This is a genomic window from Sphingomonas sp. SFZ2018-12 (genome assembly GCF_022496715.1).
In the GTDB taxonomy this organism is placed as follows: Bacteria; Pseudomonadota; Alphaproteobacteria; order Sphingomonadales; family Sphingomonadaceae; genus Sphingomonas.
The window spans coordinates 369787-393510 of the sequence record NZ_WTFM01000001.1; the positions used below are offsets into that span (position 1 = coordinate 369787).

A 23724-nucleotide genomic window follows, 5' to 3' on the forward strand; every position below is an offset into this window, starting at 1 on the left:
CGTCGCCCCGGCGCAGACCGGGGCCGCTGGCCGAATTCAACCTGTCGCGCCAGAGCGTAGATCGTTCGTTGCGCGAACATTGCCAGCGGCCCCGGCCTGCGCCGGGGCGACGTGCCTGTTCCCGCGCAATTTCGCCGCGGCTCCGCGCGAAACGCCTCCGCGCGGCTCTCCCAGCCCGCTCACACCGCGGTCAGCGCCTGGTCGAAATCGGCGATCAGGTCGTCGGCATCCTCGACCCCGATCGAGATGCGGACGAGATTGTCGGTGATGCCCAGCGCCTGCTTGCGCTCGGCGGGCACCGACAGGTGCGTCATGCCGGCCGGGTGGCTTGCCAGCGTCTCCGTCCCGCCCAGCGACACGGCCAGCTTGGCGATCTTGAGCGCGTCGAGGAAGGCGAACGCCTCCGCCTCGCCGCCCTTGAGGTAGAGCGAAAAGGTCGAGCCCGCGCCCGTGCAGTGGCGGCGATAGATGTCGGCCTGGCGCGCATCCGCACCGCCCTCGAGGAAACCGAGATAGCCGACGCGCTCGACCTTCGGATGGTCGCGCAGGAACGCGCAGACCTTTGCCGCATTCTCGCCCGCGCGGCTCATGCGCAGTTCCAGCGTCTCCAGGCTGCGCAGCAGCATCCAGGCGGTGTTGGGGTCACAGATCGTGCCGATCGTGTTGCGCATCAGCCGGATGGTGTCGATGTGCGCCTTGCTGCCAAGCACGCCGCCCGCGACCAGGTCCGAATGGCCGCCGGCATATTTGGTCAGCGAATAGACGACGATGTCGGCGCCGTGCTTCAGCGGCTGGTGCCACAGCGGCCCCAGGAACGTGTTGTCGATCGCAATCGGGGGCTTTTCGGCCGCATTGGCGAAGATCGCGTCACGGCTGGCGGCGACCGCCTCGACATCGACCAGCGCGTTGGTCGGATTGGCCGGGCTTTCAAGGTAGATCAGCGCGACGCGGCCCGACGCCGCCTTGCCCAGCACCGCGTCGATTTCCTCGCGCGTCGCCCCGGCAGGGAAGTCGAGCCAGTGGACGCCGAAGCGGCCCAGGATACGCGCGATCAGCGTCTCGGTCGCGGCATAGAGCGGCCCGGAATGGACGATGGTGTCGCCGGGGCGGACCATCGACAGGAACAAAGTCGCGATTGCCGACATGCCGGAGGAGAAAGCGAGCGCATCCTCGGCTTCTTCCCACACGCCCAGCCGGTCCTCCAGGATTTCCTGATTGGGTCCGTTGAAGCGCGAATAGACGAGGCCCTCGGCCCCGCCGGGACGCTTGCCGGTCACGCCCTCGAAATGGCGCTTGCCGGCGGCAGCGTTCGGAAACACGAAAGTCGAGGTGGCGAAGATCGGCGGCTTCAGCGCGCCCTCCGACAATGCGGGATCGAAGCCATGCCCCATCATCAGCGTCGAGGGCTTGAGCTTGCGCCCGCCCAGTTCGACGATGTCGGGCTTGGGGCGGCGGCGCGGGGTGACGCCGGTCAGCTCGGCTTCGGTGGGTTTGGTCATCGGGAAGAAACTCCGGCAGCAGGTCGCCCGTCTGATGCGGGCCAATGCGCCGGCTCTACCCGATGATTGCCGGGTGGGGGAGGGGGGTCACAACGCGATCAGGCTGATCTGCCGCCCATAATCGGGCTCGTCGCGATGGGTTGCGCGGCGAAAGCTGTAGAAGCGGTCGTCGTCCGCATAGGTGTCGAGCCCAAGCAGCTCGACCCGCCGCACGCCGGCGGTGGCGAGCCGGTGCGCGACATAGGCTTCCAGGTCGAACTGCGCGTGGTCCGGCCGCCCGGGAGAAAAGAAGCGATCATTCGCCGGGTCCTGATCGCAAAACCGCGCGACGAAGCCGTCGTCGACCTCATAGCTCGCCCGCGCAATGCACGGGCCGATCGCGGCGACGATGCGGCCGCGATCCGCGCCCAGCGCCTCCATCGCCGCGATCGTTGCATCGGTGACGCCGGCAATCGCGCCCTTCCACCCGGCATGAGCGGCGCCGATCACACCCGCGTCAACATCGGCGAACAGCACCGGCGCGCAATCGGCGGTGAGGATGCCGAGGGCGAGGCCCGGCGTTGCGGTGACCAGCGCGTCGGCGCGCGGGCGTTCGGCGGGTACGTCGTCGATGGTGACCACGTCGGCGGAATGAACCTGATACACCGTGACCAGCGCCGCCCCCGGCGCGACCGCGGTCAAGGCGCGGCGTCGGTTCTCGGCAATCGCCTCCGGATCATCCGCGCTGCCCAGCCCGACATTCAGCCCGGCGACGATGCCGGTCGACACGCCTCCCCGTCGGCCGAGAAAGCCGTGGCGCATGCCCGCGAGCGCCGGCGCGCGGATCACGTCGACACTCACAGCGCCAGCCGCATGACGATGTCCTCGTCCTCATGGTTGCCGACCTTGAAGACATAGGGGCCGACTGCCTCGAAGCCGTAGCGATCATAGAAGCGCCGGGCGCGGTGATTGTCGGTGAAGACCGAGAGATAGAGGTCGCTCGCGCCGCCGGCCCGCGCGGTATCGATCACCCACGCCATCAGTTCGGCCGCAGCGCCCGAGCCCTGCCAGGGCTTGAGGATATAGAATTGGCGCAGTTCGATCGAGGGACCGCGCGGCTTGAAGGGCAGGCTGGGCGGGCCGACCTTGGCATAGGCGACCGCCGCACCCTCCGCCTCGCCGACCCGAACGCGAAATGCGGGGTCGGTCAGCTCGTCATGCCAGCGCGGCGTGCTGTGCCCGGCCAGGAACAGCGCGAGGTCGTCGGGATGATAGAGGTGGCCGAAGGTTTCGGTGAAGCTGTCGCGCGCCAGTCTGGCGAGCGCCGGGGCGTCTTCGGCCACCGCATCGCGAAAGACGATCGTCATGCAAACCCCGCGGGTGCGGGCCAGCCCGGCGCGGTGACCGCCAGCCCCTTGAACAGCGCGCCCATCTGATCCGGCGCGACCAGGCGATTGCGGTCGGCGGCGATCTGGTCCGCGCGCTCCGGCGCGGTGCGGGCCAGCCCTGCGGCGCGCGTGTCGATGCCGAGCGCGACGAGCAGCTGCCCCTGATCGACCGGGCCGTAGGCGAGCGCGTCTTCGGCCCGTGCCGCCTCCGCCAGCGTCGCGAAATCGACATGCGCGGTCAGGTCGCGACTGCCCGGCTGCTCGAACGGATTTGCAAAGGCGTGGCCGGACACGGCCTGAAGCGTATCGCCGATCGCCGGGCCTGAATAGCCATAGTCGAGGATGATCGCCGCGCCGCCGCCCGCCACCAGCCGACGGGCGAGCCCGCGCATCGTCGCGACCGCGGCGGGCGAGGTTTCGAGGATGTCGCCGGGCTGCGCATCGCCAAAGGCGGGGGGCACCACCGCGTCGAAGCTGTCCCTGCCCGTGATCGGCAGAAAAAGCGTGTCCTGGCACGCGACCAGCCGCTCGCGCCAGCCATCGCTGGTGCGGATCAGCTGGCGGATCGGGAGCGCGTCGAAAAATTCGTTGGCGACGACGATCAGCGGCAGGTCGTCGGGGACGCTGAACAGGTCGATATGCCATTCGGCACCGGGTACGCGTTCCGCCTGTGCCGCGCGCAGGACCGGGCTCGTTTCGATGAAATGAACCGGCGGGGTCAGCCCGACCGTCGCCATCGCGCGCAGCGCGTCGGCGGCGAGCGTGCCGCGGCCGGGCCCATATTCGACATAGCGCAGATCGGGTCGCCCGGCGCGATCCCACAGGTCAGCGAGCGCGAGGCCGATCAGCTCGCCGAACATCTGGCTGACTTCGGGTGCAGTGGTGAAGTCGCCCCGCGCACCCAGCGGATCGCGCGTCGCATAATATTCGGCGTTCGCCGCCTGCATGAACTGCGACAGCGGGATCGGACCGGCCAGCGTGATCGCGCGGGCCAGGCGTTCGGGCAACGTGCCTTCGGCGTCGGACGACACGGCCGCGCGCCCTTCAGGCGATGCTTTCCTGGCCGGCGACGGCCTCGACGCGGTGGCGTCGCGACCTGGCGGTGGCGATCAGGAACACGCCGCCCGCGATCATCGGCAGACAGAGCAGCTGGCCCATATGGATCGTGGTGGCAAAGAACGTGCCCTCGAACTGCTGGTCGGGTTCGCGGAAGAACTCGACGAAGAAGCGGGCGACGCCGTAGCCGAGCAGAAAGATGCCGACCAGCCGGCCGGGCTCGTAGCGCGCACGGGTTCGCCAGAAGAAGAAGGCGAGGACGAGGAACAGCACGATGCCCTCGAGCCCGGCCTCGTACAGCTGGCTCGGATGACGTGCGGGATCGAGCCCGCCCGCAACGGTGCGCGGAAAGACGATCGCCCAGGCGACGTCGGTCGGCTTGCCCCACAGCTCGCCATTCACGAAATTGGCGATACGGCCGAAAAACAGGCCGAACGGGACGACGCATGCGACATAGTCATGGACGCGCAGCCAGTTGAGGCCGTGCTTGCGCGCCAGCAGCATGATCCCGATCGAGGTGCCGATGACGCCGCCGTGAAAGGACATTCCGCCATCCCACAGCCGCAGAATTCGGATCGGATTGGCGAACAGGTCGGGCGCGTAGAACAGGACATAGCCAAGCCGCCCGCCCAGGATGATGCCGAGCGTCGCGTAGAAGACGAGGTCGTCGGCATGACGCCGCGCCATCGGCGCGCCCGGCTGGTCGAGCAGCTTGAGCAGATACCACCAGCCGATCAGGATGCCGGCGATATAGGCCAGCGAATACCATTTGAGCTGGAAGAAGCCGAGGTCGAGCGCCACCGGATCCAGCCCGAGATCGGTGAATTGGAGATGGCCGGTGCTGGCGGCGAGCAGGGGCAGGATCAAGACATGGGCTCCGGCAAAGGGCGATGCCGCCGCTTTACCGGGCTGTCAGGTCAAACCCAAGCGCTTATCCGCATGCCGGTACCGGCAAAGGCGGGTCAGGCGGTGACCTGATCGCGCGCTTCGCGCGCGGCGCGGGCGGTTTCGACGCGTTCCTGGCGCTCGGCCATGCCGATCCAGGCGGCTTCGGCACGCAGCGCGCGATCGCGGACATTGGCGAGCGTTGCGTTCTCGGCTTCGGTACGCGCGCGTTCGGCCTGTTGGCGATAGGTGAGAACGGTCATGCGGGCCCTCCTTCTTGGGTGCGCGCGAAAAGTGCGGGCAGGGTCAATGGTGACAACGCACCAAAGACCGGATGGTTCGATCGGAGGGGCCGGACGCGCCGCGGACGACGCGCCCGGGACCGGATCAGTCCGCAGCCTGCAGATTGACCGCGCTGGTGCGACCGCGCTTGTCCTGCTCCAGCTCGTACGAAACGCGCTGGTTCTGGTTCAGCGTCGCCATGCCGGCGCGCTCGACCGCGGTGATGTGGACAAAGGCGTCCTGGCCACCATTGTCAGGGGCGATGAAGCCATAACCTTTGTCGCTGTTGAAAAACTTGACGGTTCCGACGGTGCTCATGTTCATTTCCTTCATGTTGTCGGCCGCCCGGACGTCGAGCGACCTCGCGCTGCAAGGGGCAGGGAAAGAAGGAATGAGGGGCCGCAAAGCTCCAAAAGACCGTCGATTTGCGACTGTAGCGCCCGCGATATGGGCGCGATCGGGCAAAATAGCAAGCTGCAGTGCCGTGACCCGCCAAAAAAGAAACGGGCGCCCGGTATCCCGGACGCCCGTCGATCGGGATATCGATCCGTCGATCAGCCGGAATAATACATGTCGTATTCGACCGGGCTTGGCGTGGTTTCGAAGCGGATGACGTCGTTCCACTTCAATTCGGCATAGGCTTCGATCTGGTCCTTGCTGAATACATCGCCCTTCAGCAGGAAATCATGATCCTCCTGCAGCGCAATCAGCGCCTCGCGCAGCGAACCGCAGACGGTCGGCACGTTGACCAGCTCGGCGGGCGGCAGGTCATAGAGATTCTTGTCCATCGCCTCGCCGGGATGAATTTTGTTCTGGATGCCGTCCAGGCCGGCCATCAGCAGCGCCGAATAGGCGAGATAGGGGTTGGCGAGCGCATCGGGGAAGCGGAATTCGACGCGCTTGGCCTTGGCCCCGGTGCCATAGGGGATGCGGCATGACGCCGAGCGGTTGCGGCTGGAGTAAGCGAGCAGCACCGGTGCCTCGAACCCCGGCACCAGCCGCTTGTAGCTGTTGGTCGTGGGGTTGGTGAAGGCGTTCAATGCGCGCGCATGCTTGATGACGCCGCCGATGAAATACAGGCACATGTCCGACAGACCGGCATAGCCATTGCCGGCGAACAGCGGCGTGCCCTTGTCCCAGATCGACATATGGGTGTGCATGCCCGACCCGTTATCGTCCTTGATCGGCTTGGGCATGAAGGTCGCGGTCTTGCCATAGGCCTGCGCGACCTGGTGCACGACATATTTGTAGATCTGCATCCGGTCGGCGGTGGTGGTGAGCGTCCCGAAGGTCAGGCCCAGCTCGTGCTGCGCCGCGGCGACCTCGTGGTGGTGCTTGTCGCAGGGCAGGCCCATCTCGATCATGGTCGAGACCATCTCGGCACGGATGTCGACCGCGCTGTCGACCGGCGCAACGGGGAAATAGCCGCCCTTGGCCCGCGGACGGTGCGCCAGGTTGCCGGCTTCATACGCCTTGCCCGAATTGGTCGGCAGCTCGATGTCGTCGATCTTGAAGTAGCTGGTGTTGTAGGCGGTTTCGAACTGGACGTCGTCGAACATGAAGAACTCGGCCTCGGGCCCGACATAGACGGTGTCGCCGATCCCGGTGTTCTTCAGATACGCCTCGGCCCGCTTCGCGGTCGAGCGCGGGTCGCGGGCATACAGCTCGCCGGTCGACGGCTCGACGATGTCGCAGAACAGCACCAGCATCGGCGTGGCCGAGAAGGGGTCGACATAGACCGCGTCGAGATCGGGGCGCAGGATCATGTCCGACTCATTGATCGCCTTCCACCCTTCGATCGACGACCCGTCGAACATTAGGCCATCGGTCAGCTCATCCTCGCCGAGCACGCCGGCCACCATGGTCAGGTGCTGCCACTTGCCCTTGGGATCGGTAAAACGCAGGTCGATCCACTCGATTTCCTGGTCCTTGATCATCTTCAGGATCGTGCCGGCGTTATTGGCCATCTCAATTCATCCCTTTCGTCTGGAAAACCGCTTGCCGCGAATCGCACAATGAAATTGCGGCCGACGCGATATGTCTCACAAGAATGCTGCGCCGCGTCAAATCGCGTCGTTGTCCCGTTCGCCGGTGCGGATGCGCAACGCGGTCTCGACGGGAATCACGAAGATCTTGCCGTCGCCGATGCGGCCGGTCTGCGCCGAGTTTGCGATCGCCTCGACCACGCGGTCGGCCAGCCCGTCCTCGATCACCACCTCAAGCTTCACCTTGGGCAGGAAGTCGACGACATATTCGGCACCGCGATACAGTTCGGTATGTCCCTTCTGTCGCCCGAAGCCCTTGGCTTCGGTGACGGTGATGCCGCTGACGCCGACTTCGTGCAGCGCTTCCTTCACCTCATCGAGCTTGAACGGCTTGATGACGGCCTCGATCTTCTTCACGCGCTGACCCCTCGTGATGTGCTTGCCCCGGTGACTGCGCAGCCATGTTACAACAAGCGTGCCAGCCATGCGAGGCGCAGTTTCGTGCGGTGCCGTCGCGCCGGGCAGGCGCCACCATTGCCTAGCAATTAGGCAGGCGCACCGGGATGCACGCCGATCAAGCATCCGGCGCGTCGTGCACCGACGCCATGGCCAGCACCGCCTGCGCGCGCTTCAGGTGCGGCAGGTCGAACATCGCGCCGTCGATCCCGATCGTGCCCGCACCCGGCGCGGCGGCAAAGGCGGCGACGATCCGCTGCGCCTGTTCGATTTCGGCGGGGGAGGGACTGAATGCCGCATTGATCACAGGCACCTGGTCGGGGTGGATCGCCATCATGCCGCGAAACCCGGCCCGGCGCGCCCGGGCGGCGACCCGCGCCAGGCCGTCGAGGTCGCGAAAATCGGCGTGGATCGTCTCGATCGGGGCGACGCCCGCCGCCGCCGCCCCCGCGAGGCACAGCGCGCGGAACAGCTGGTAGGGAAAGTCGTACTCGCCCGTCTCGTCACGATTGCCCGTCGCGCCGAGCGCGGTCGCGCTGTCCTCCGCACCCCAGGTGAGGGCGGCAAGCCGCGGCGTGCCGGCATAGTCGCCGAGGCCGAACAGCGCGGGTGCGGTCTCCGTCGCGATTGCGATCACCGCGATGCCGCCCGGCGGCAGGCCGGCGGCGGCCTCGAGCGCGGTGAGATAATGGTGCAGCCGGTCGGCGTCGGCGCGCGTCGCCTTGGGCAGCATGATGCCGTCGGGCCGCGCCGCAACCACTGCCGCAAGGTCCGCCAGCGCGTGCGGGCCGTCAAGCGGGTTGATCCGCACCCATTGCGGCTGGGGGCGGGGGCCGGCGCGAAGATGTTCGGCCACCGCGGCGCGCGCAGCGGGCTTGTTGGCTTCGACGACCGAATCTTCCAGGTCGATCAGGATCAGGTCGGCGCCGCTCGTGCCCGCGCGCGCGATCTTGCGCTCCGAGTCGCCCGGCGCGAACAACAGCGAGCGGGCAGTAAGGGCTTGCGACATCGGGGCTCCGCGGAAGGTGTGGCTCACCCCGCGACATGCCCGTTCGGCGGCGTCGGGAAAAGGGTCAAACGTGCCGCGGGCGCGGGGCGGCGACCGCGATCACGCGGTGACGCAGGGCCAGGATCTCCATCGCGAGCAGGGCGGCGGAAAGCGCGATCAGATCGACGATCCAGTCGTCCAGGCTGGCGACACGGCCGATCGCCATATAGCCCTGGACCAGTTCGATCGCTGCCCCGAACCCGGCAAAGATCGCAAATTGCCCCCACGGCGACAGGCGGGGCCAGCCGATCGTCGCGAGCACGGGCAGCACCAGAAAGGCGAAGCCGTGGCGGACCGTGTCCGATTCGACCATGCCCGCCCATGGCGTGACGGTCAGCGCGAGAAAAAGGACTGCCGCCAGGGCCAGCACAAACGCGAATTTGAAGATCTGCAACAGCATGACGTCGCCTTCGCAGATGCGAAAGAAAAGGCCAAGGGCCACGTGACGGCCGGGCCAGTTCTTTGCCCGGCCGGTCGCTTCAGGTCACGTGCAATGGCGCGTCGCCAGGACACGCGATCAACAGGTCGGCGCCGTCGGCGGCGTCGATCCGCGCCGTCCCCTGAAGCAACAGGCATTCGCCCGCTCGCCAGGCCAGCGTGTCCGCCTGGCCCGAGCCGGTGATCGGGACCAGCCATCCTTCACGTCCCGGCGGAAGGTGGAGGGTGCGGTCGCCCGCCGACCAGCGTTCGAGCACGAATTTGGGGCCGGGCGAAAGCAGGGTACGGCCCCCGCCGAGCGCGATCGGCGTCGACTGCGCGACGAAGGGCCGCGCGTCGGAAACCGCGACGCCTTCCTCCAGATGCAGCTCGCGCGGGCGGCCATAATCGTAGAGGCGATAGGTCAGGTCGACATTCTGCTGCACCTCGATCAGCGTGATGCCGGCGCCGATCGCGTGGACGGTGCCCGCCGCCGAATAGAAATAGTCGCCTGCGCGCACCGGCTTCCAGTCGAGCAGCCCTTCGATCGATCCGTCGAGCGACGCGGTGCGCAGTTCATCATGCGAAAGCGGCTCGCGCGTGCCGAGCGCGATCGTCGAGCCGGGCTCGGCGGCCAGGATGAGCCACGCTTCGTCCTTGCCGCGCGGATAGCCGGCGCGGCGGGCGCGATCGTCGTCGGGATGGACCTGGACCGACAGCCGTTCGCTGGTGAAGAGATATTTGACCAGAAGCTCGAAATTCCCCCCTTCGGGGTCCTGAAACCAGGCCTCGCCGACCGGTTCGCGGTCGGGCGCCGGATCGGCAAAGCCGGGCCAGAGCCGGTGGCGTCCCCATGGCTTTTCGACCAGCCGGGTCGTCATCGCGCGTGTGCTCATCTCATGTCTCCGACGTTTCGCACCTTGGCGTGCGCGATATGAACGGATCAACCGCCTGTCGAGTTCGATCGCGCAATCACGCGGCGATCAGGCGAAGAATCCGGTCGGCATCCGCGCGATGACAGATCAGGAAGTCAGGGACGGACGGCTCGGGCTGATTGTAGCGGATCGGCGACCCGTCGATGCGCGAGACGTGCAGACCCGCCGCCATTGCGACCGCGGCAGGGGCGCAATTGTCCCATTCATACTGCCCGCCCGAATGGAAATAGATATCGGCGGAGCCCATCAGGATCGCCATCGCCTTCGCTCCCGCCGATCCCATCGGGATCGTCTCCGCATCGAGCGCCTGGCACAGCGGGCCGCATGCATCGGCCGGACGCGTGCGGCTGACGACCATGCGGCGGCGCGGGGCGGGTTCGGGCAGGGGAAACGGCGGATCGCTGGCGAAGACGCGGCCGAGCGCGGGGAGCGCCACCGCGCCGATTGCGGGGCGACCCTCGATCGCCAGTGCGACGTGCACCGCCCAATCGTCGCGCCCCTCGGCATATTCGCGGGTGCCGTCGAGCGGATCGACGATCCAGACCCGGCTGCGGTCGAGCCGGGACCGATCGCAAACGCGTTCTTCCGACAGGATCGCGTCGTCGGGGCGCGCGCCGGCGAGCAGCTGGTGGATCAGGTCGTCGGCGGCGCGGTCACCCGCCGCGCCGAGCGCCGGACCCGCCAGTCCCGACGTCCGCCGCAGGTCCATCAGCAGTGCGCCCGCCCGTTCGGCGATATCCCGTGCAAGGGCGACGTCGCTTTGCGCGCCAGCGGTCAAATCACCGGGCTCCAGATGCCGATGATCGAATCGACGATCTGCTGGGCGGCCTCCTCCGCGCTCTGGCGGGTGGTATCGATGACGATCTCCGCCGCTTCGGGCCTTTCATAGGGGCTGTCGATACCGGTGAAATGGGCAATCTCGCCCGCGCGCGCCTTGCGATAGAGCCCCTTGGGATCGCGGCCCTCTGCCACCTCGATCGGCGTGTCGACGAAGATTTCGATGAACGCGCCGGCCGGCAGCATCGCGCGCACCAGGTCGCGTTCGGCCCGGAAGGGCGAGATGAAGGCGGTCAGCACGATCAGCCCGGCATCGGCCATCAGCTTGGCGACTTCGCCGACGCGGCGGATATTCTCGATCCGGTCTGCGTCGGTGAAGCCCAGGTCGCGGTTGAGCCCATGGCGGATATTGTCGCCGTCGAGCAGGTAGCTGTGCTTGCCGAGCGCGTGGAGCTTCTTTTCGACCAGGTTGGCGATGGTCGATTTGCCCGAACCCGACAGCCCGGTGAACCACAGCACGCGCGCGCTTTGGTGCTTCATGGCGGCGCGCGCCTCGCCCGTCACCTCGATCGACTGCCAGTGGATATTCTGGCTGCGGCGCAGCGCGAAGTCGATCATCCCGGCGGCGACGGTCGCGTTGGTGATCCGGTCGATCAGAATGAACCCGCCCAGGTCGCGATTGTCGCGATAGGTCTCGAATGCGATGTTGCGGTCGACAAAGACCTCCGCGATGCCGATGTCGTTGAGGCTGAGCGTCGCCGCCGACAGCTCGGCCATGGTGTTCACGTCGATGACCGCACGCGGCGGCTGGACGGTGGCGCTCAGCATCCGCGTGCCGATCTTCATCCAATAGGACCGCCCGGGCAGCAGCGGTTCGGCATCGAGCCAGACGATCCGCGTCATGAACTGGTCGGCCAGCTGGGGCGCATCATCGGCCGCGGCGATGACGTCGCCACGCGAACAATCGACCTCGTCGGCGAGCGTCAGCGTCACCGACTGGCCTGTGACCGCGATATCCAGGTCGCCGTCGAAGCCGACGATGCGCGCGATCCGCGTCTCGCGTCCCGAAGGGAGGATGCGGACCGGATCGCCGGGCCGCACACGGCCGCCGGCGATCATCCCGGCAAAGCCGCGAAAGTCGAGATCGGGGCGATTGACCCATTGCACCGGCATCCGGAACGGCCGGGCCGCGGCGCTTTCGCTGTCGACCTCCACCTGCTCGAGATGCTCGATCAGCGTCGGCCCGCGATACCAAGGCATGGCGTCCGACGCCGCCGCGATATTGTCGCCCGCCAGCCCGGAAATCGGGATCGCGGTGAAATCGGCGATGCCGATGGAGGCTGCGAATGCCCGATAATCGGCAACGATCGCGTCGAAGCGCGACGGATCGTAGCCGACCAGATCCATCTTGTTCACCGCCAGCACGATGTGGCGGATGCCGATCAGGTGCGCGAGGAAGCTGTGCCGCCGCGTCTGGGTGAGCACGCCCTTGCGCGCATCGATCAGGATGACGGCGAGGTCCGCGGTCGACGCACCCGTCACCATGTTGCGGGTATATTGTTCGTGCCCCGGCGTATCGGCGACGATGAATTTGCGGCGTTCGGTTGTGAAGAAGCGATAGGCGACATCGATGGTGATGCCCTGTTCGCGCTCGGCGGCCAGCCCGTCGACGAGCAGCGCGAAATCGATGTTCGCGCCCTGCGTGCCCACCCGGGCGGAATCGGCTTCCAGCGCGGCGAGCTGGTCGTCGAAGATCATCTTGCTGTCGTAGAGCAGGCGGCCGATCAGCGTCGACTTGCCGTCATCGACCGACCCGCAGGTGATGAAACGCAGCAGCGACTTTTGCTGATGCGCGGCCAGATAGGCGTCGATGTCCTCCGCGATCATCGCGTCGGGGGCGTAGGCGGGGGCCGTCGCCATCAGAAATACCCCTCCTGCTTCTTCTTCTCCATGCTGGCGGCCTGGTCATGGTCGATCGCACGGCCCTGACGTTCCGACGTCGTGGCGAGCAGCGTTTCGCGGATCACGGCGGTCAGCGTATCGGCGGTGCTTTCGACCGCGCCGGTCAGCGGGTAGCAGCCGAGCGTGCGGAAGCGGACCGAGCGTTCGACCGGCACTTCCCCGGGAGCGAGGCGGAAGCGGTCGTCGTCGACCATCAGGATCATGCCGTCGCGAACCACTGTCGGGCGCGGCGCGGCAAAGTAGAGCGGCACGATCTCGATATTCTCGGCCAGGATGTACTGCCAGATGTCGAGTTCGGTCCAGTTGGACAGCGGGAAGACGCGGATCGATTCGCCGCGCGCCTTGCGGGCATTATAGAGGCGCCACAGTTCAGGACGCTGCGCCTTGGGGTCCCAGCGGTGGTTGGCGGTGCGAAAGCTGAAGACGCGTTCCTTGGCGCGGCTCTTCTCCTCGTCGCGCCGCGCGCCGCCGAATGCCGCGTCAAAGCCGTATTTGACCAGCGCCTGTTTGAGCCCCTCCGTCTTCCACATGTCGGTGTGCAGCCCGCCATGGTCGAACGGGTTGATGCCGCGCGCCTTGGCCTCCGGATTCTGGTGGACGAGCAGTTCCATCCCCGCGTCCGCCGCCGCTTTTTCGCGCAGCGCGTACATCGCGCGGAATTTCCAGGTGGTGTCGACGTGAAGGAGCGGGAAGGGCGGCGGCGCGGGATAGAACGCCTTTCGCGCCAGATGCAGCATCACCGCCGAATCCTTGCCGATCGAATAGAGCATCACGGGCCGTTCGGCCTCGGCAACCACTTCGCGCAGGATGTGAATGCTCTCCGCCTCCAGCTGCTGGAGGTGGGTCAAGCGCCGATTCGCCGGCGTGGAATCCAGTTTGAGATCGACAAGCGCCATATGCGAGCAGGTGGCCCCGGCGCCCCGATCATGAAAGAAGGAATTGCTGCGCGGCCGTGCAGATCTGCTTTAGCCGCCGCCGACGCATGCCTCCGCTTTCAAGCAAAAGAAACGGTAGCTCAAAGGCTTGAGCCCTTGACGTCACCCCGTCAACATCACCGAAACGTCCGGGTCGGCACTTCGTCAGCCCGACCCGGACTGCGTTCGTCAGAACGGACGAATTTCTTCGCCGTACGTGTCGCGGAACGCGAGTGAAAAGAAAGCGAACATTGTCATTCTCCGATTTGCGCGTGAAGCGCCATGTCTTTCTTAACAAAAAATTAAGCATGGAACAAACGTAATTCGGGCCGATTTCGGGACGGATGCGGGCCAGTTTAACCGTTCGTTCAAGACTGGGACGCTAGGGCAAGGATGAATGAGCAAAGCTGCCGACCTTGCGCGCACGGCGTCTGCCGAAGCCCAGAGCCTTGCCGTGGCGAACGACGCCCGCGCAAAGCCGAAGCCTGGCAAGTCGACATCGCCCGGCGCCGACCGCGTCGTCGCCCGGCGCTCCGCCGCGTCGGTGAAATCTATCGCGCGCGCGGACAGCCGTGCGGACACGCCCGAGGGGGCGATCCAATTCTATGCGATCGTGCGCATTGCCGATTACGCGATGTTGCGTCGCGCGATTGGTGTCATGCGCGCCGAACGCGTGGCCGAGCAGCTGGCGGTGGAGGCCGCCGCGTTCAGTTCATCGCTGCGCGCCCGGACGCTCGGGCGCGATTGCATCGAGGTCACGGGGTCGGCGGCGAGCAACGCGGACGTCGCGACGCTGCTTGACCGGCTTCGCCAGAAGCTGGCGTCGCCGATCCTGGTCGGCGATGAACTCTGTGCGGTGCAGGTGCGCGTCGGCGCGGCGATGGCCGAACGCGGCGCAAGCGATCCGATCCGAATGATCGAATTTGCCGAAGCTGCGATTCGGCAAGCGGGCGACGGCATGGTGGCGCTGCGCGACCTCCGGCAGGAGGGGGAGGAGGACCCGCTCGCGCTTCTCCATGATCTGAACGCCGCAATCCGGCGCGGCGAAATGTTCCTGCAATTCCAGCCGAAGATCAATGTCCGGCGCGAGCAGGTGGTCAGTGCCGAGGCGCTGATCCGCTGGCGCCATCCGTTGCGGGGCCTGATCCTGCCGGGCGATTTCATTCCGCTCGCGGAGCAGGCCGGACAGATCACCGCGTTGACTTTGTGGACGTTGGAAGAGGCAATCCGGGAGTATCATGTCCTGGCGGACGCCGGATTCGCGATCCCGGTCTTCGTCAACATCTCGGGTACGCTGCTGGGCGACCGTCGCTTCGTCGATCAGGCCCGCGATCTGATCCGGGGGTCGAATGCGAAGCTGGGTTTCGAGATCACCGAAACGGCGGTCATTCGCGATCCCGACACGGCGATCGCGCACCTCAAGCTTTTTGCCGATATCGGCGTGGCGCTGGCGATCGACGATTACGGGGCCGGATTGTCGTCGCTCGCCTATCTGAAGCGGCTGCCCGCAGGCGAGCTGAAGATCGACAAGCTGTTCATCACGCAGCTGACCAGCAGCAATCGTGACCCGTTGATCGTTCGTTCGACCATCGACCTCGCGCATGCGCTCGAGATGGAAGTCACCGCCGAGGGGGTCGAAACGTCGGCGACGCTCGCACTGCTGTCGGTGATGGGTTGCGACATGGTCCAGGGCTATCTGCTCAGCCGTCCGATCGAGATGGCGGCATTCCTCACCTATCTGCGCGAGGACCGCCACCTGCCCCCGATCCAGCGCCCGCGACCCACCTTTCGCCGAAAGCTTTCCAGTTCCTGATACCGCCGATTTTAGCCAGTGGTTAACCGCATTCTGGCACCACCGGGGTGATGAACGCTTTCAGCCTTCGAGTTATCAAACCGGTCTGGTGGCTGGGGCTTTGCGCGTCGGTCGCTCTGCTATCGTCACCAGTCTCGGCGGAGCACAGCGGAGCACCTCCCGAAATCGACGCCGCCGTCCATGAGGCCGAAGCGGCGATGTTTGCCGATCCGGCCAAAGCGCTTGAGATCGCGCGTGGGATTGAGCGAAAGTTCCTGGGACGCAAGGGCGGGTCGAACGAGCGCATCGCGATCGTTGTCGATTGGCTGCAAGGCGAGGCCCTGATCCGCCTCGACCAGACGGAAAGGGCGCGCGTTAGAATCGAGAGCGGTTTGAAAAGGGTCAATGAAAATCCCCTCGACCTATCTCTTCGCGGCAAGCTGCTGCTTTCCCTCGCTGCCATTCAAATTGCCGGCTCGCAGCCGGCCGAAGCTTTGCAGAGCTATCAGCGGGCCTTCACCGTTTTCCGATCGATAGACGACAAACGCAGTCAGGCGATCAGCCTGCAGGGCATCGCCTGGCTCTATCGCGAGGCGCGGGATTTCGACCGGGCGGCGCGCTACTATCAGCAATCGGCCGAAATCTATGCCGGCGACCCGGCGGTTCGCATTGCCGCACATAATAACCGCGGCAACGTCCTACGACAGGTCGAGAAGTTCGCCGAAGCAGATCGCGAATATCAGTCGGCACTGGCGCTCGCGCGCACGCTGGGCAGCGTGGGCATCGAATCCCAGGTATTGCGCAACGTTGCCCGCAACCTGCTCGAATCGGGCGAGATCGCCCGCGCCGAAAAGGTGATTCGTGAAGAAGTCGCCCTGACCGGCGGGACCAGCCACAATTCGCTGGCGCTGCGTGCCCAGGCCGCGCTGGCGCGTGGCGACCTCGGCGTTGCGCGACGCCTGATCGCGGAGAGCTTCAGCGGGGTCGACATCACCGCGACCGACGCGCCTTTTGCGGAGGCGCACGCGCTCGCGCATGACATTTTTGCGCGTGCGGGCGAGACGCGTTTGGCGCTCCAGCATCTCGAAGCCGCCAAGCGGCTGAACGACGAGGCGACTCGCGTCGCCGCATCGACCGGCTCGGCGCTGATGTCGGCACGCTTCGATTTCCAGAACCAGGAGCTGCGCATCGCTCAGCTCAAGGCGGAAGAACTCAAGCGCAGCATCGATTTCGAGCGTGCGCGCGCGCGGCTGCAATGGATCCTGTTCGCCGCGATCGCCGCAGCCGTCACGGTCGTGATCGCGTTGCTCAGCTTCGGCGTCGTCAAGCTTCGCCGCAGCCGCAACGAGGTCCGGGCCGCGAACACCGGGCTGGCCGCCAGCAATCTCGCGCTCGAAAAGGCCCTCGCGGCGAAGACCGAGTTCCTGGCGACGACCAGCCACGAAATCCGCACCCCGCTCAACGGCATCCTCGGTATGACCCAGGTGATGCTGGCCGATCCGCGGCTGGGCCACGAAATGCGCGACCGGATCGGCGTGGTCCATGGCGCCGGCGTGACGATGCGCGCGCTGGTCGACGACATCCTGGATGTCGCCAAGATGGAGACCGGCAACCTAACGGTCGAACAAATGCCCGTCGACCTGGTCGCGACGCTGACCGACGTGTCTCGCATGTGGCGCGAACAGGCCGAGGCGCGGGGGCTGGACTTCACGCTCGCGCTTGCCGAGGCGCCGGGCTGGATCGAATCCGATCCAGCGCGCCTGCGCCAGATCGCGTTCAACCTCCTGTCCAATGCGATCAAGTTTACCGAGGCGGGCGGCATCACCCTGGCGGTGGCGCAGCTCGATACCGACGACGCACGCTGGATCGAGATTCGCGTCAGCGACACCGGGATCGGTATTCCAGCCGAAAAGCAGGCGATGATCTTCGAATCGTTCCGACAGGTCGACGCGGGCACGACCCGGCGGTTCGGCGGCACCGGGCTGGGGCTGGCGATCTGCCGCAACCTGGCGGTCGCGCTCGGCGGGTCGATCCACGTCGAAAGCACGCCCGGAGTGGGCTCGACCTTCATCGTGCGGCTGCCGCGAATCGATGCGGTCGCCCCGACCGCAAGCGTGCCGGACGGCGATTCCGGCCTCCTGATCGTCGATCGCAACCCGATCGCGCGCAACACGCTCAAGGCGCTGCTCGAGCCCCATGCAGGGTCGGTCATCCTGGCGAGCGATCCAGACGAAGCCCTCGCCATGCTCGCCTCACGCCGTCTCGCGCTCGTGCTGATCGATCAGGCGACGCTGGCACAGTCGGGTGAGGTTGTTCCGGCAATGCAACGTCTTGCGTCCGTCGCCTCGACACAGGGTGCACGCACGGCGATCCTGTGGGCGGCGCCGGATGAGGCGGATCGTATCGCCGCCGACGCGGCAGGGATCGACCTTTTCCTCGCCAAACCGATCGCGGCGCGCGCGCTCGTCGCAGCGCTGTTTGAGCGCGCAGCGACCGACGCGACCCCTTCTCCCCTTGTGCCGCAGGCGGCGTGAGGCGTAGGGGGAGAGGCAAGATGAAGCGCAAAACCGCCTGGCCGTCACGATCGGAGCAAGGGTCGTGAACATTTTGTTCATTGAGGACGATCCGATGAATCGGCGGGTCGTCCGCGACATGCTCGACGTCGCGGGTGCGACGATGGTCGAGGCGTCGCTGGCCGAAGAAGGACTGCAGCGCATCGACGAGGAGGCGTTCGACGTCGTGCTCGTCGACCTGCGCATGCCCGGCATGGACGGGATGGAGGCGATCCGCCGCATCCGCGCCCGCGCCGACGCCAAGGCACATGTGCCGGTGATCGTGGTGACCGCGGATGCGGCGGTCGACCTGCGCGAACGCTGCCTGGAGGTCGGCGCCGACGAGGTGCTGTTCAAGCCGGTCGCGATGGATGCGCTGTTCGAGGCGATCGGCCGGATCATCGCGACGCGCGGCGGCGACGGGATGCTGCTCTAGTCCTCGACGATCAGGCTGTGGCGGCGGGTGTCGCGCATGCGCAGATAGACGATCAGCGAGACGCCGATCATCACCGTGACATAGAGGTAGAAGCCGCGCTCCCACCCGGCGTTCTTCAGCCATAGCGCGAAATATTCCGCAGTCCCGCCGAACACCGCGTTGGCCACGGCATAGGGCAGCGCCACGCCGAGCGTGCGGATGTGCGCCGGGTACATCTCCGCCTTCACCACGCCGCTGATCGCGCTGTAACCGCTGACGATGACGAGCGCGCCCATCACGATCGCAAAGGCGAGCCAGGGATCGCGGACCGTTTCCAGCGTGGTGAAGATCGGCCAGGTGAAGGCGACGCCGAGCACCCCGAAGGCCACCATCAGCGGCTTGCGCCCGACCCGGTCCGACAGCGCGCCGACGATCGGCTGGAGCAGCATGAAGCCGAAGAGGCTGCCCGCGCTGATCGCCGATGCGGTCGGTTTCGAGAAGCCCGACGTGTTGACCAGGAATTTCTGCATGTAGATCGAATAGGCGTAGAAGGCGAGCGTGCCGCCGGCCGTCAGCAGCATCACCGTCGACGTCTCACGCGGATGTTCGCGCAGCAGGGCGACGAAACCCGAGCGCCGTGTCGCTGCGGGGTCGGCATTGCGAAAGCTTTCGGTTTCAGCCAGTCCGCGCCGCAGCCAGAACACGCTGATCGCGAGCAGCCCGCCGATCGCAAACGGGATGCGCCAGCCCCAGGCTTCGAGCGCGTCGGCGGCCATGACGCGCTGGAGGATCAGGAGCACGCCCAAGGCGAGCAGCTGCCCCGCGATCAAGGTGACATACTGGAAGCTGGCGAAGAATCCCCGTCGCTTCTCGCCCGCCATCTCGGACAGATAGGTCGCGCTCGCGCCATATTCGCCGCCAACCGACAGCCCCTGCATCAGCCGCGCGAGCAGCAGCAAAGCGGGCGCCGCGATGCCGATCGTTGCATAGCCCGGCGTCACCGCGATCAACAGCGATCCGGCGCACATCAGCGTGACCGAAAGGGTCAGCCCGGCCTTGCGGCCGTGGCGGTCGGAATAGACGCCCATCAGCCAGCCGCCGATCGGCCGCATTAGGAAACCGAGCGCGAAAACCCCGGCCGCCTGGAGCAGCTCCACCGTCGGATCGGCGGCGGGAAAGAAATGCGGCGCGAAGTAAAGGGTGAACGCCGCATAGGCGTACCAGTCATACCATTCGACGAGGTTGCCCGCCGATCCGCCGATGATCGAACGTAGCCGTGTCGACCGCGCCGGGGCCGCACCGCTCATGTCGACCGTGCAAGCGCGCGATCCAGCTGCGCCCGGTCGAGCTGGCCCTCCCAGCGCGCGACGACGACGGTCGCGACCGCGTTGCCGATGAAGTTGGTCAGGCTGCGGCATTCGCTCATGAAGCGGTCGACGCCCAGGATCAGCGCCATGCCGGCGACGGGCACCGACGGCACGATCGACAGCGTGGCGGCGAGCGTGATGAAGCCCGCCCCGGTCACGCCGGCCGCGCCCTTGGAACTCAGCATCGCGACGCCGAGCAGCAGCAGCTGGTCGCCCAGGCTCAGTTCGACGCCGGTCGCCTGTGCGATGAACAGCGCGGCCAGCGTCATGTAGATGTTGGTGCCGTCGAGGTTGAAGGAGTAGCCGGTCGGGACGACCAGGCCGACGACCGCCTTGGCGCAGCCGGCGTCCTCCATCTTGCCGATCAGCGCCGGCAGCGCCGCCTCCGACGAGGAGGTGCCGAGCACCAGCAGCAGCTCGGCGCGCAGATAGCGGATGAGCCGGAGGATCGAGAAACCGGCCGCACGTGCGATCGCGCCCAGCACCAGCAGCACGAACAGAAGGGACGTCGCATAGAAGGTCGCGACCAGCTTGCCCAGGCCGACCAGGCTTTCAAGGCCGTACTGGCCGATGGTGAAGGCGATCGCCCCGAATGCGCCGATCGGTGCCAGCCGCATCAACAACCCGACGATCCGGAATACGACCGCGCTCAACCGCTCGAGCAGGTCGAGCACGGGCTGGCCGCGATCGCCGACCAGCACGAACGCGACGCCGAACAGGATCGATACCAGCAGGACCTGGAGGATGTTGCCGCCCGTGAACGGGCTGACCAGCGTGGTCGGAATGATGTCGAGCAGAAATCCGGTCAGCGTGGTCTCGTGCGCCTTGGCCGAATAGTCGGCGGTCGCGGCGGGATCGAGCGTCGCGGGATCGACGTTCAGCCCGGCACCGGGCCGGACCGTGTTGGCGACGATCAGCCCGACGACCAGCGCCAGCGTCGAGACGGTGATGAAATAGGCAAATGCCTTGCCGGCGACGCGCCCGACTTCGGCCAGGTCGCGGATCGCCGCTATGCCGGTGACCAGCGTCAGGAAGATGACGGGTGCGATGATCATCTTGACCAGCTTGATGAACGCATCGCCCAGCGGCTTGAGCGCGGTACCGAAATCCGGCCAGAAATGGCCGACGATCGCCCCGGCCGCGATCGCGACCAATACCTGGATGTAAAGATGTCGCCACCAGCGCGGCCTGGCGGAAGGTGCGGCCGGCGCGACAGGGGGATCGACGGGGGTGACCATGGATTGCGCCCCTTTCTGGCCCGACTTGGCGGGCGGCGCAACGATGCACTTTGCAAGCGCGCGCCGATCGGCTAGCGGGCGCCACCTTGTAGATTGTTCGAGCGGTCGTTGTGATGATCAGTCGCGTTGTCGGTTTGGTGGGTTGCGTTCAGGGCCGTCATGAGCGCGATGCGGCGCGCGCCGTCCCCGATGGCGACCAGTATGTCAGCCGGTGCGCCCATTGCGGGGTGCCGATGCGCCGTCTGGCCAAGCGGAAATGGGTGGTCGAGCGCCGCCGCTGATCGGCGTGCCGCCTGTGGGCGGAATCGCTTGAAATCGACATGCAACGCTGTTAGGGGCGGCGATAACGTCGCGAACCCGCGTTCCGGCGAACCCTATTCTATTGAGAACCAGATTCTCTGTTGAGAACAAATTCGGAGTCCGACGGCTTTATGCAAATCATCGTGCGCGACAATAACGTCGACCAGGCGCTGCGGGCGCTCAAGAAGAAGCTGCAGCGTGAAGGCGTTTATCGCGAGATGAAGCTCCGTCGTCACTATGAGAAGCCGAGCGAGAAGCGCGCGCGCGAGCGTGCGGCCGCGATCCGCCGGGCGCGCAAGATGGACCGCAAGCGTGCGGAGCGCGACGGCGTCCGTTGATCGGATTTGCGGTTTTCGCGGCACAGATGTCGCGCAAATCGATCGATCGATGACCTGAGTATCGAAACAGGGAGGGGCACGATCATCGTGTCGCTCCCTTTTTCTTGCGCGTTTTTGATGCGGTCGGGCGTCGACGCCCTTGCCCTTCGCGGCAATTCGCGCAATTTGCCCGCCGCGACGCACCGTCACCAAATCGGGAAACCTCCATGTCGATCACTGCCGTCCCCATCGCACCGACCAAGCGACGCTATCTCGTCTGGCTGTGGATCGGCATCGCGGCCGCCATCCTGTCGGGGGTGGCGCTGGCGTGGCAGGGGACCGCGAGTGTGGTCGCGACGCGCGGCACCAACGAACAGTTCCTGGCGTGGAATCGTGGCCAACCGGGCGTCGTCGAGACCGCGAGCGGCCTGCAATATCGCGTGATCGAGCCGGGCGAGGGGCCGACCCCGACCGACACCGACCTGACGCTGATCAACTACACCGGCACGTTTCGCAACGGCGAGACCTTTGACGCCAGCCGCCAGCCGACCCCGATGTCGCCGGCGCAGGTCGTTCCCGGTTTCGGCGAGGGGCTGAAGCTGATGCCGAAGGGCGCCAAGTTCCGCTTCTGGATCAAGCCCGAGCTGGCCTATGGCGCGGAGGCGCGTACCGACCCGCAAACCGGGCGCGAGGCCATGCCGGCCAACTCGCTGCTGATCTTCGATGTCGAGATGATCGACTTCGTGCCCGAGGCGGTCGTTCGTCAGATGCAGATGCAGCAGCAGCTCCAGCAACAGGGCATTCCGGGCGGCCCCGGCGGTCCCGGCGGCCCGCCCCCGGGCGTGCGCTGACCCGCGCGACGGCCTGATCGGCGGCTAGGCCGATCCGGCGCCGCCGGTCAGCTCGGCGATCTCGGCGAGCAGCCGCTGCCGGAACTCGGCCTGGGAAAAATGCCGGTCGAACACGTCGCGGCCGGCCGCGGCGATTTCGGGCAGCCGCGCGCGGGTGGCGAGCGCGCGCGAAAGCAGTTCGGCCACCGCCGGTCCGCTGGCATCCGCGGCGATCAATCCGCTGACATTGTCGGTGATCCAGTTGCGGGTGCCGACGCCGGGCAGCAGCATGAGCACGCGGCCGCAGCCCAGCGCATCGAGTGATACGAGCGGCAGCGTATCCTCACGCGAGCAGACCAGAACCGCGTCGACGTCGAGCATGGCGCGATGACAGCTCGCGGCATCGAGCTCGCCACCATAGTCGAACAGGCCCTGTGCCTTGGCGCGCGCGAGCACCGGCCGGGCGAACGCGGGATCGAGCACGCGGCCGAAGACGCGGACGTCGAGCTCGGCAAGCTGCACCGGGTTCAGCAATTCGAGGCCGTCGGCGAGCAGGTCCTGGCCCTTGCGCGCTTCGACCGATCCGAACACCCCGATCCTCAGCCGTCCGTCGGTGCGCGGCGGCGGCGCTTCGCCGATCGGCGCCATGCCATAGGGGAAGACGCTGACATCGGCTCTGCCCGCACGCGCGATCGCCGCGCTGATCTCGCTCCCGGACCAGACCCGCGCGGCACGCGCGAAGGGCAGGCGCAGCCGGCCGCGATCGATCAGGTCCTTGAGCAGGCTGAGTTCGTGCAGATACCAGATCGTCGGGACGCGGTCGCCCCAGGCGGCGACGAAGCCCGCCGTAACGACGGTGTTGCACAGTGCGATCGTCGCGCGATCGGCCAGGTCGCGCAGATAGGCCGATGTCGCACCCGGCGTGGGATCGATCAGCACCGGGATGCCCAGTTCCTCGAACGCCCCGCGCATCGGCCCTTCGGCCATGCTGAACACGATGACGCGATATCCCTGTTCGAGGAGCGGCGCGGCAATTTCCAGCACGGTGCGCGGTGCGCCGCTGCGGCTCAGGTCGTGGGTGGCGAGAAGCGCGAGGGGCCGGGTCGAGCGGTCGGCAGCGATCGCGCGCAGGGCCGGGCGACGCAGCAGCGCATAGCCGGGTCCGCGCAACCGTCGCGGCAACCGCGCGAGCAACCGTGCAAACGGCGTGTCGACGCCTGCATTCGGCAGGTCGGCGGGGGCGGGGGAGGCGGGATTCATCGCGGGTGAGATCCGGGGCTGTGCTGCGCGCGCGGCCGCGCGCCGGGGATGGGCGGCGCATAGACGAGCG

The 23724-nt window shown here is 66.7% G+C and carries 24 protein-coding genes; 6 read left to right on the top strand and 18 right to left on the bottom strand.

The genetic code is table 11. From position 1 onward, the window contains the following. Window positions 1-179: 179 nt before the first annotated feature. From GO308_RS01705 to cysD, 15 genes are all read right to left on the bottom strand, one after another. Window positions 180-1499, bottom strand: coding sequence for a cystathionine gamma-synthase family protein (locus GO308_RS01705; protein ID WP_066480496.1), 1320 nt, complete (start codon window positions 1497-1499; stop codon window positions 180-182). An 87-nt stretch (window positions 1500-1586) separates the two neighbouring features. Then, window positions 1587-2300, bottom strand: coding sequence for a peptidoglycan editing factor PgeF (gene pgeF / locus GO308_RS01710; RefSeq protein ID WP_240885186.1), 714 nt, complete (start codon window positions 2298-2300; stop codon window positions 1587-1589). A gap of 35 nt (window positions 2301-2335) precedes the next feature. Then, window positions 2336-2845 (bottom strand): GNAT family N-acetyltransferase, encoded by a 510-nt coding sequence (locus GO308_RS01715; protein WP_240883627.1) that lies wholly within the window; start codon window positions 2843-2845, stop codon window positions 2336-2338. After that, window positions 2842-3813, bottom strand: coding sequence for an SAM-dependent methyltransferase (locus tag GO308_RS01720; RefSeq protein WP_240885187.1), 972 nt, complete (start codon window positions 3811-3813; stop codon window positions 2842-2844). The genes GO308_RS01715 and GO308_RS01720 overlap by 4 nt, the downstream gene beginning before the upstream one ends. A 97-nt stretch (window positions 3814-3910) precedes the next feature. After that, entirely contained in the window at window positions 3911-4789 is an 879-nt protein-coding gene (gene lgt / locus GO308_RS01725; protein WP_066480501.1) for a prolipoprotein diacylglyceryl transferase, read from the bottom strand. A 95-nt stretch (window positions 4790-4884) separates the two neighbouring features. Then, a complete protein-coding gene (locus GO308_RS01730; RefSeq protein ID WP_066480502.1) occupies window positions 4885-5070 on the bottom strand; it encodes a hypothetical protein in 186 nt (61 codons plus the stop codon). Window positions 5071-5194: 124 nt separating this feature from the next. Further along, window positions 5195-5407 carry a cold-shock protein gene (locus tag GO308_RS01735; RefSeq protein WP_066480633.1) on the bottom strand — a complete coding sequence of 71 codons (213 nt, stop codon included), beginning with the start codon at window positions 5405-5407 and terminating at the stop codon, window positions 5195-5197. A gap of 236 nt (window positions 5408-5643) precedes the next feature. Further along, complete coding sequence (gene glnA / locus GO308_RS01740) at window positions 5644-7056, bottom strand: type I glutamate--ammonia ligase (protein ID WP_066480503.1); 1413 nt, start codon at window positions 7054-7056, stop codon at window positions 5644-5646. Window positions 7057-7152: 96 nt separating this feature from the next. Beyond that, complete coding sequence (locus GO308_RS01745) at window positions 7153-7491, bottom strand: P-II family nitrogen regulator (protein ID WP_066480505.1); 339 nt, start codon at window positions 7489-7491, stop codon at window positions 7153-7155. Between the two features lie 157 nt (window positions 7492-7648). Then, window positions 7649-8539, bottom strand: coding sequence for a CoA ester lyase (locus tag GO308_RS01750; protein WP_240883628.1), 891 nt, complete (start codon window positions 8537-8539; stop codon window positions 7649-7651). 64 nt (window positions 8540-8603) lie between these two features. Continuing rightward, window positions 8604-8978 carry a hypothetical protein gene (locus GO308_RS01755; RefSeq protein WP_240883629.1) on the bottom strand — a complete coding sequence of 125 codons (375 nt, stop codon included), beginning with the start codon at window positions 8976-8978 and terminating at the stop codon, window positions 8604-8606. 79 nt (window positions 8979-9057) lie between these two features. Further along, window positions 9058-9891, bottom strand: a complete 834-nt coding sequence (locus GO308_RS01760; protein ID WP_240883630.1) for a class I mannose-6-phosphate isomerase — start codon at window positions 9889-9891, stop codon at window positions 9058-9060. 76 nt (window positions 9892-9967) lie between these two features. Then, entirely contained in the window at window positions 9968-10708 is a 741-nt protein-coding gene (locus GO308_RS01765) for a 3'(2'),5'-bisphosphate nucleotidase CysQ (protein WP_066549099.1), read from the bottom strand. Further along, window positions 10705-12627, bottom strand: a complete 1923-nt coding sequence (gene cysN, locus GO308_RS01770; RefSeq protein ID WP_240883631.1) for a sulfate adenylyltransferase subunit CysN — start codon at window positions 12625-12627, stop codon at window positions 10705-10707. The genes GO308_RS01765 and cysN overlap by 4 nt, the downstream gene beginning before the upstream one ends. After that, window positions 12627-13565, bottom strand: coding sequence for a sulfate adenylyltransferase subunit CysD (gene cysD, locus GO308_RS01775; protein ID WP_240883632.1), 939 nt, complete (start codon window positions 13563-13565; stop codon window positions 12627-12629). The genes cysN and cysD overlap by 1 nt, the downstream gene beginning before the upstream one ends. 415 nt (window positions 13566-13980) lie before the next feature. Here cysD and GO308_RS01780 point away from each other — a divergent pair, with 415 nt between their 5' ends. The 3 genes from GO308_RS01780 to GO308_RS01790 all read left to right on the top strand — a co-directional run bounded on the left by GO308_RS01780 (window position 13981) and on the right by GO308_RS01790 (window position 18363). Next, a complete protein-coding gene (locus tag GO308_RS01780) occupies window positions 13981-15396 on the top strand; it encodes a GGDEF domain-containing phosphodiesterase (RefSeq protein WP_231727485.1) in 1416 nt (471 codons plus the stop codon). A 197-nt stretch (window positions 15397-15593) separates the two neighbouring features. Beyond that, window positions 15594-17909 (top strand): ATP-binding protein, encoded by a 2316-nt coding sequence (locus GO308_RS01785; RefSeq protein WP_240883633.1) that lies wholly within the window; start codon window positions 15594-15596, stop codon window positions 17907-17909. 64 nt (window positions 17910-17973) lie between these two features. After that, window positions 17974-18363 (top strand): response regulator, encoded by a 390-nt coding sequence (locus GO308_RS01790; RefSeq protein ID WP_066480513.1) that lies wholly within the window; start codon window positions 17974-17976, stop codon window positions 18361-18363. Here GO308_RS01790 and GO308_RS01795 read toward each other — a convergent pair. Then, complete coding sequence (locus tag GO308_RS01795) at window positions 18360-19649, bottom strand: MFS transporter (RefSeq protein ID WP_240883634.1); 1290 nt, start codon at window positions 19647-19649, stop codon at window positions 18360-18362. The genes GO308_RS01790 and GO308_RS01795 overlap by 4 nt on opposite strands. Next, window positions 19646-20947 (bottom strand): dicarboxylate/amino acid:cation symporter, encoded by a 1302-nt coding sequence (locus GO308_RS01800; RefSeq protein WP_240883635.1) that lies wholly within the window; start codon window positions 20945-20947, stop codon window positions 19646-19648. The genes GO308_RS01795 and GO308_RS01800 overlap by 4 nt, the downstream gene beginning before the upstream one ends. Before the next feature lie 113 nt (window positions 20948-21060). Here GO308_RS01800 and GO308_RS01805 point away from each other — a divergent pair, with 113 nt between their 5' ends. From GO308_RS01805 to GO308_RS01815, 3 genes are all read left to right on the top strand, one after another. Continuing rightward, window positions 21061-21228 (top strand): hypothetical protein, encoded by a 168-nt coding sequence (locus tag GO308_RS01805; RefSeq protein ID WP_156437758.1) that lies wholly within the window; start codon window positions 21061-21063, stop codon window positions 21226-21228. A gap of 150 nt (window positions 21229-21378) precedes the next feature. Then, the gene (gene rpsU / locus GO308_RS01810; RefSeq protein WP_066480517.1) at window positions 21379-21585 is read left to right on the top strand and encodes a 30S ribosomal protein S21; all 207 of its coding nucleotides are present in this window, start codon (window positions 21379-21381) and stop codon (window positions 21583-21585) included. A gap of 206 nt (window positions 21586-21791) precedes the next feature. After that, on the top strand, window positions 21792-22415 hold the full coding sequence (locus GO308_RS01815; RefSeq protein ID WP_066549111.1) for an FKBP-type peptidyl-prolyl cis-trans isomerase: 624 nt from the start codon (window positions 21792-21794) through the stop codon (window positions 22413-22415). A gap of 24 nt (window positions 22416-22439) precedes the next feature. Here GO308_RS01815 and GO308_RS01820 read toward each other — a convergent pair whose 3' ends face one another. Next, the gene (locus GO308_RS01820) at window positions 22440-23654 is read right to left on the bottom strand and encodes a glycosyltransferase family 4 protein (protein ID WP_240883636.1); all 1215 of its coding nucleotides are present in this window, start codon (window positions 23652-23654) and stop codon (window positions 22440-22442) included. Between the last annotated feature and the right edge of the window lie 70 nt (window positions 23655-23724).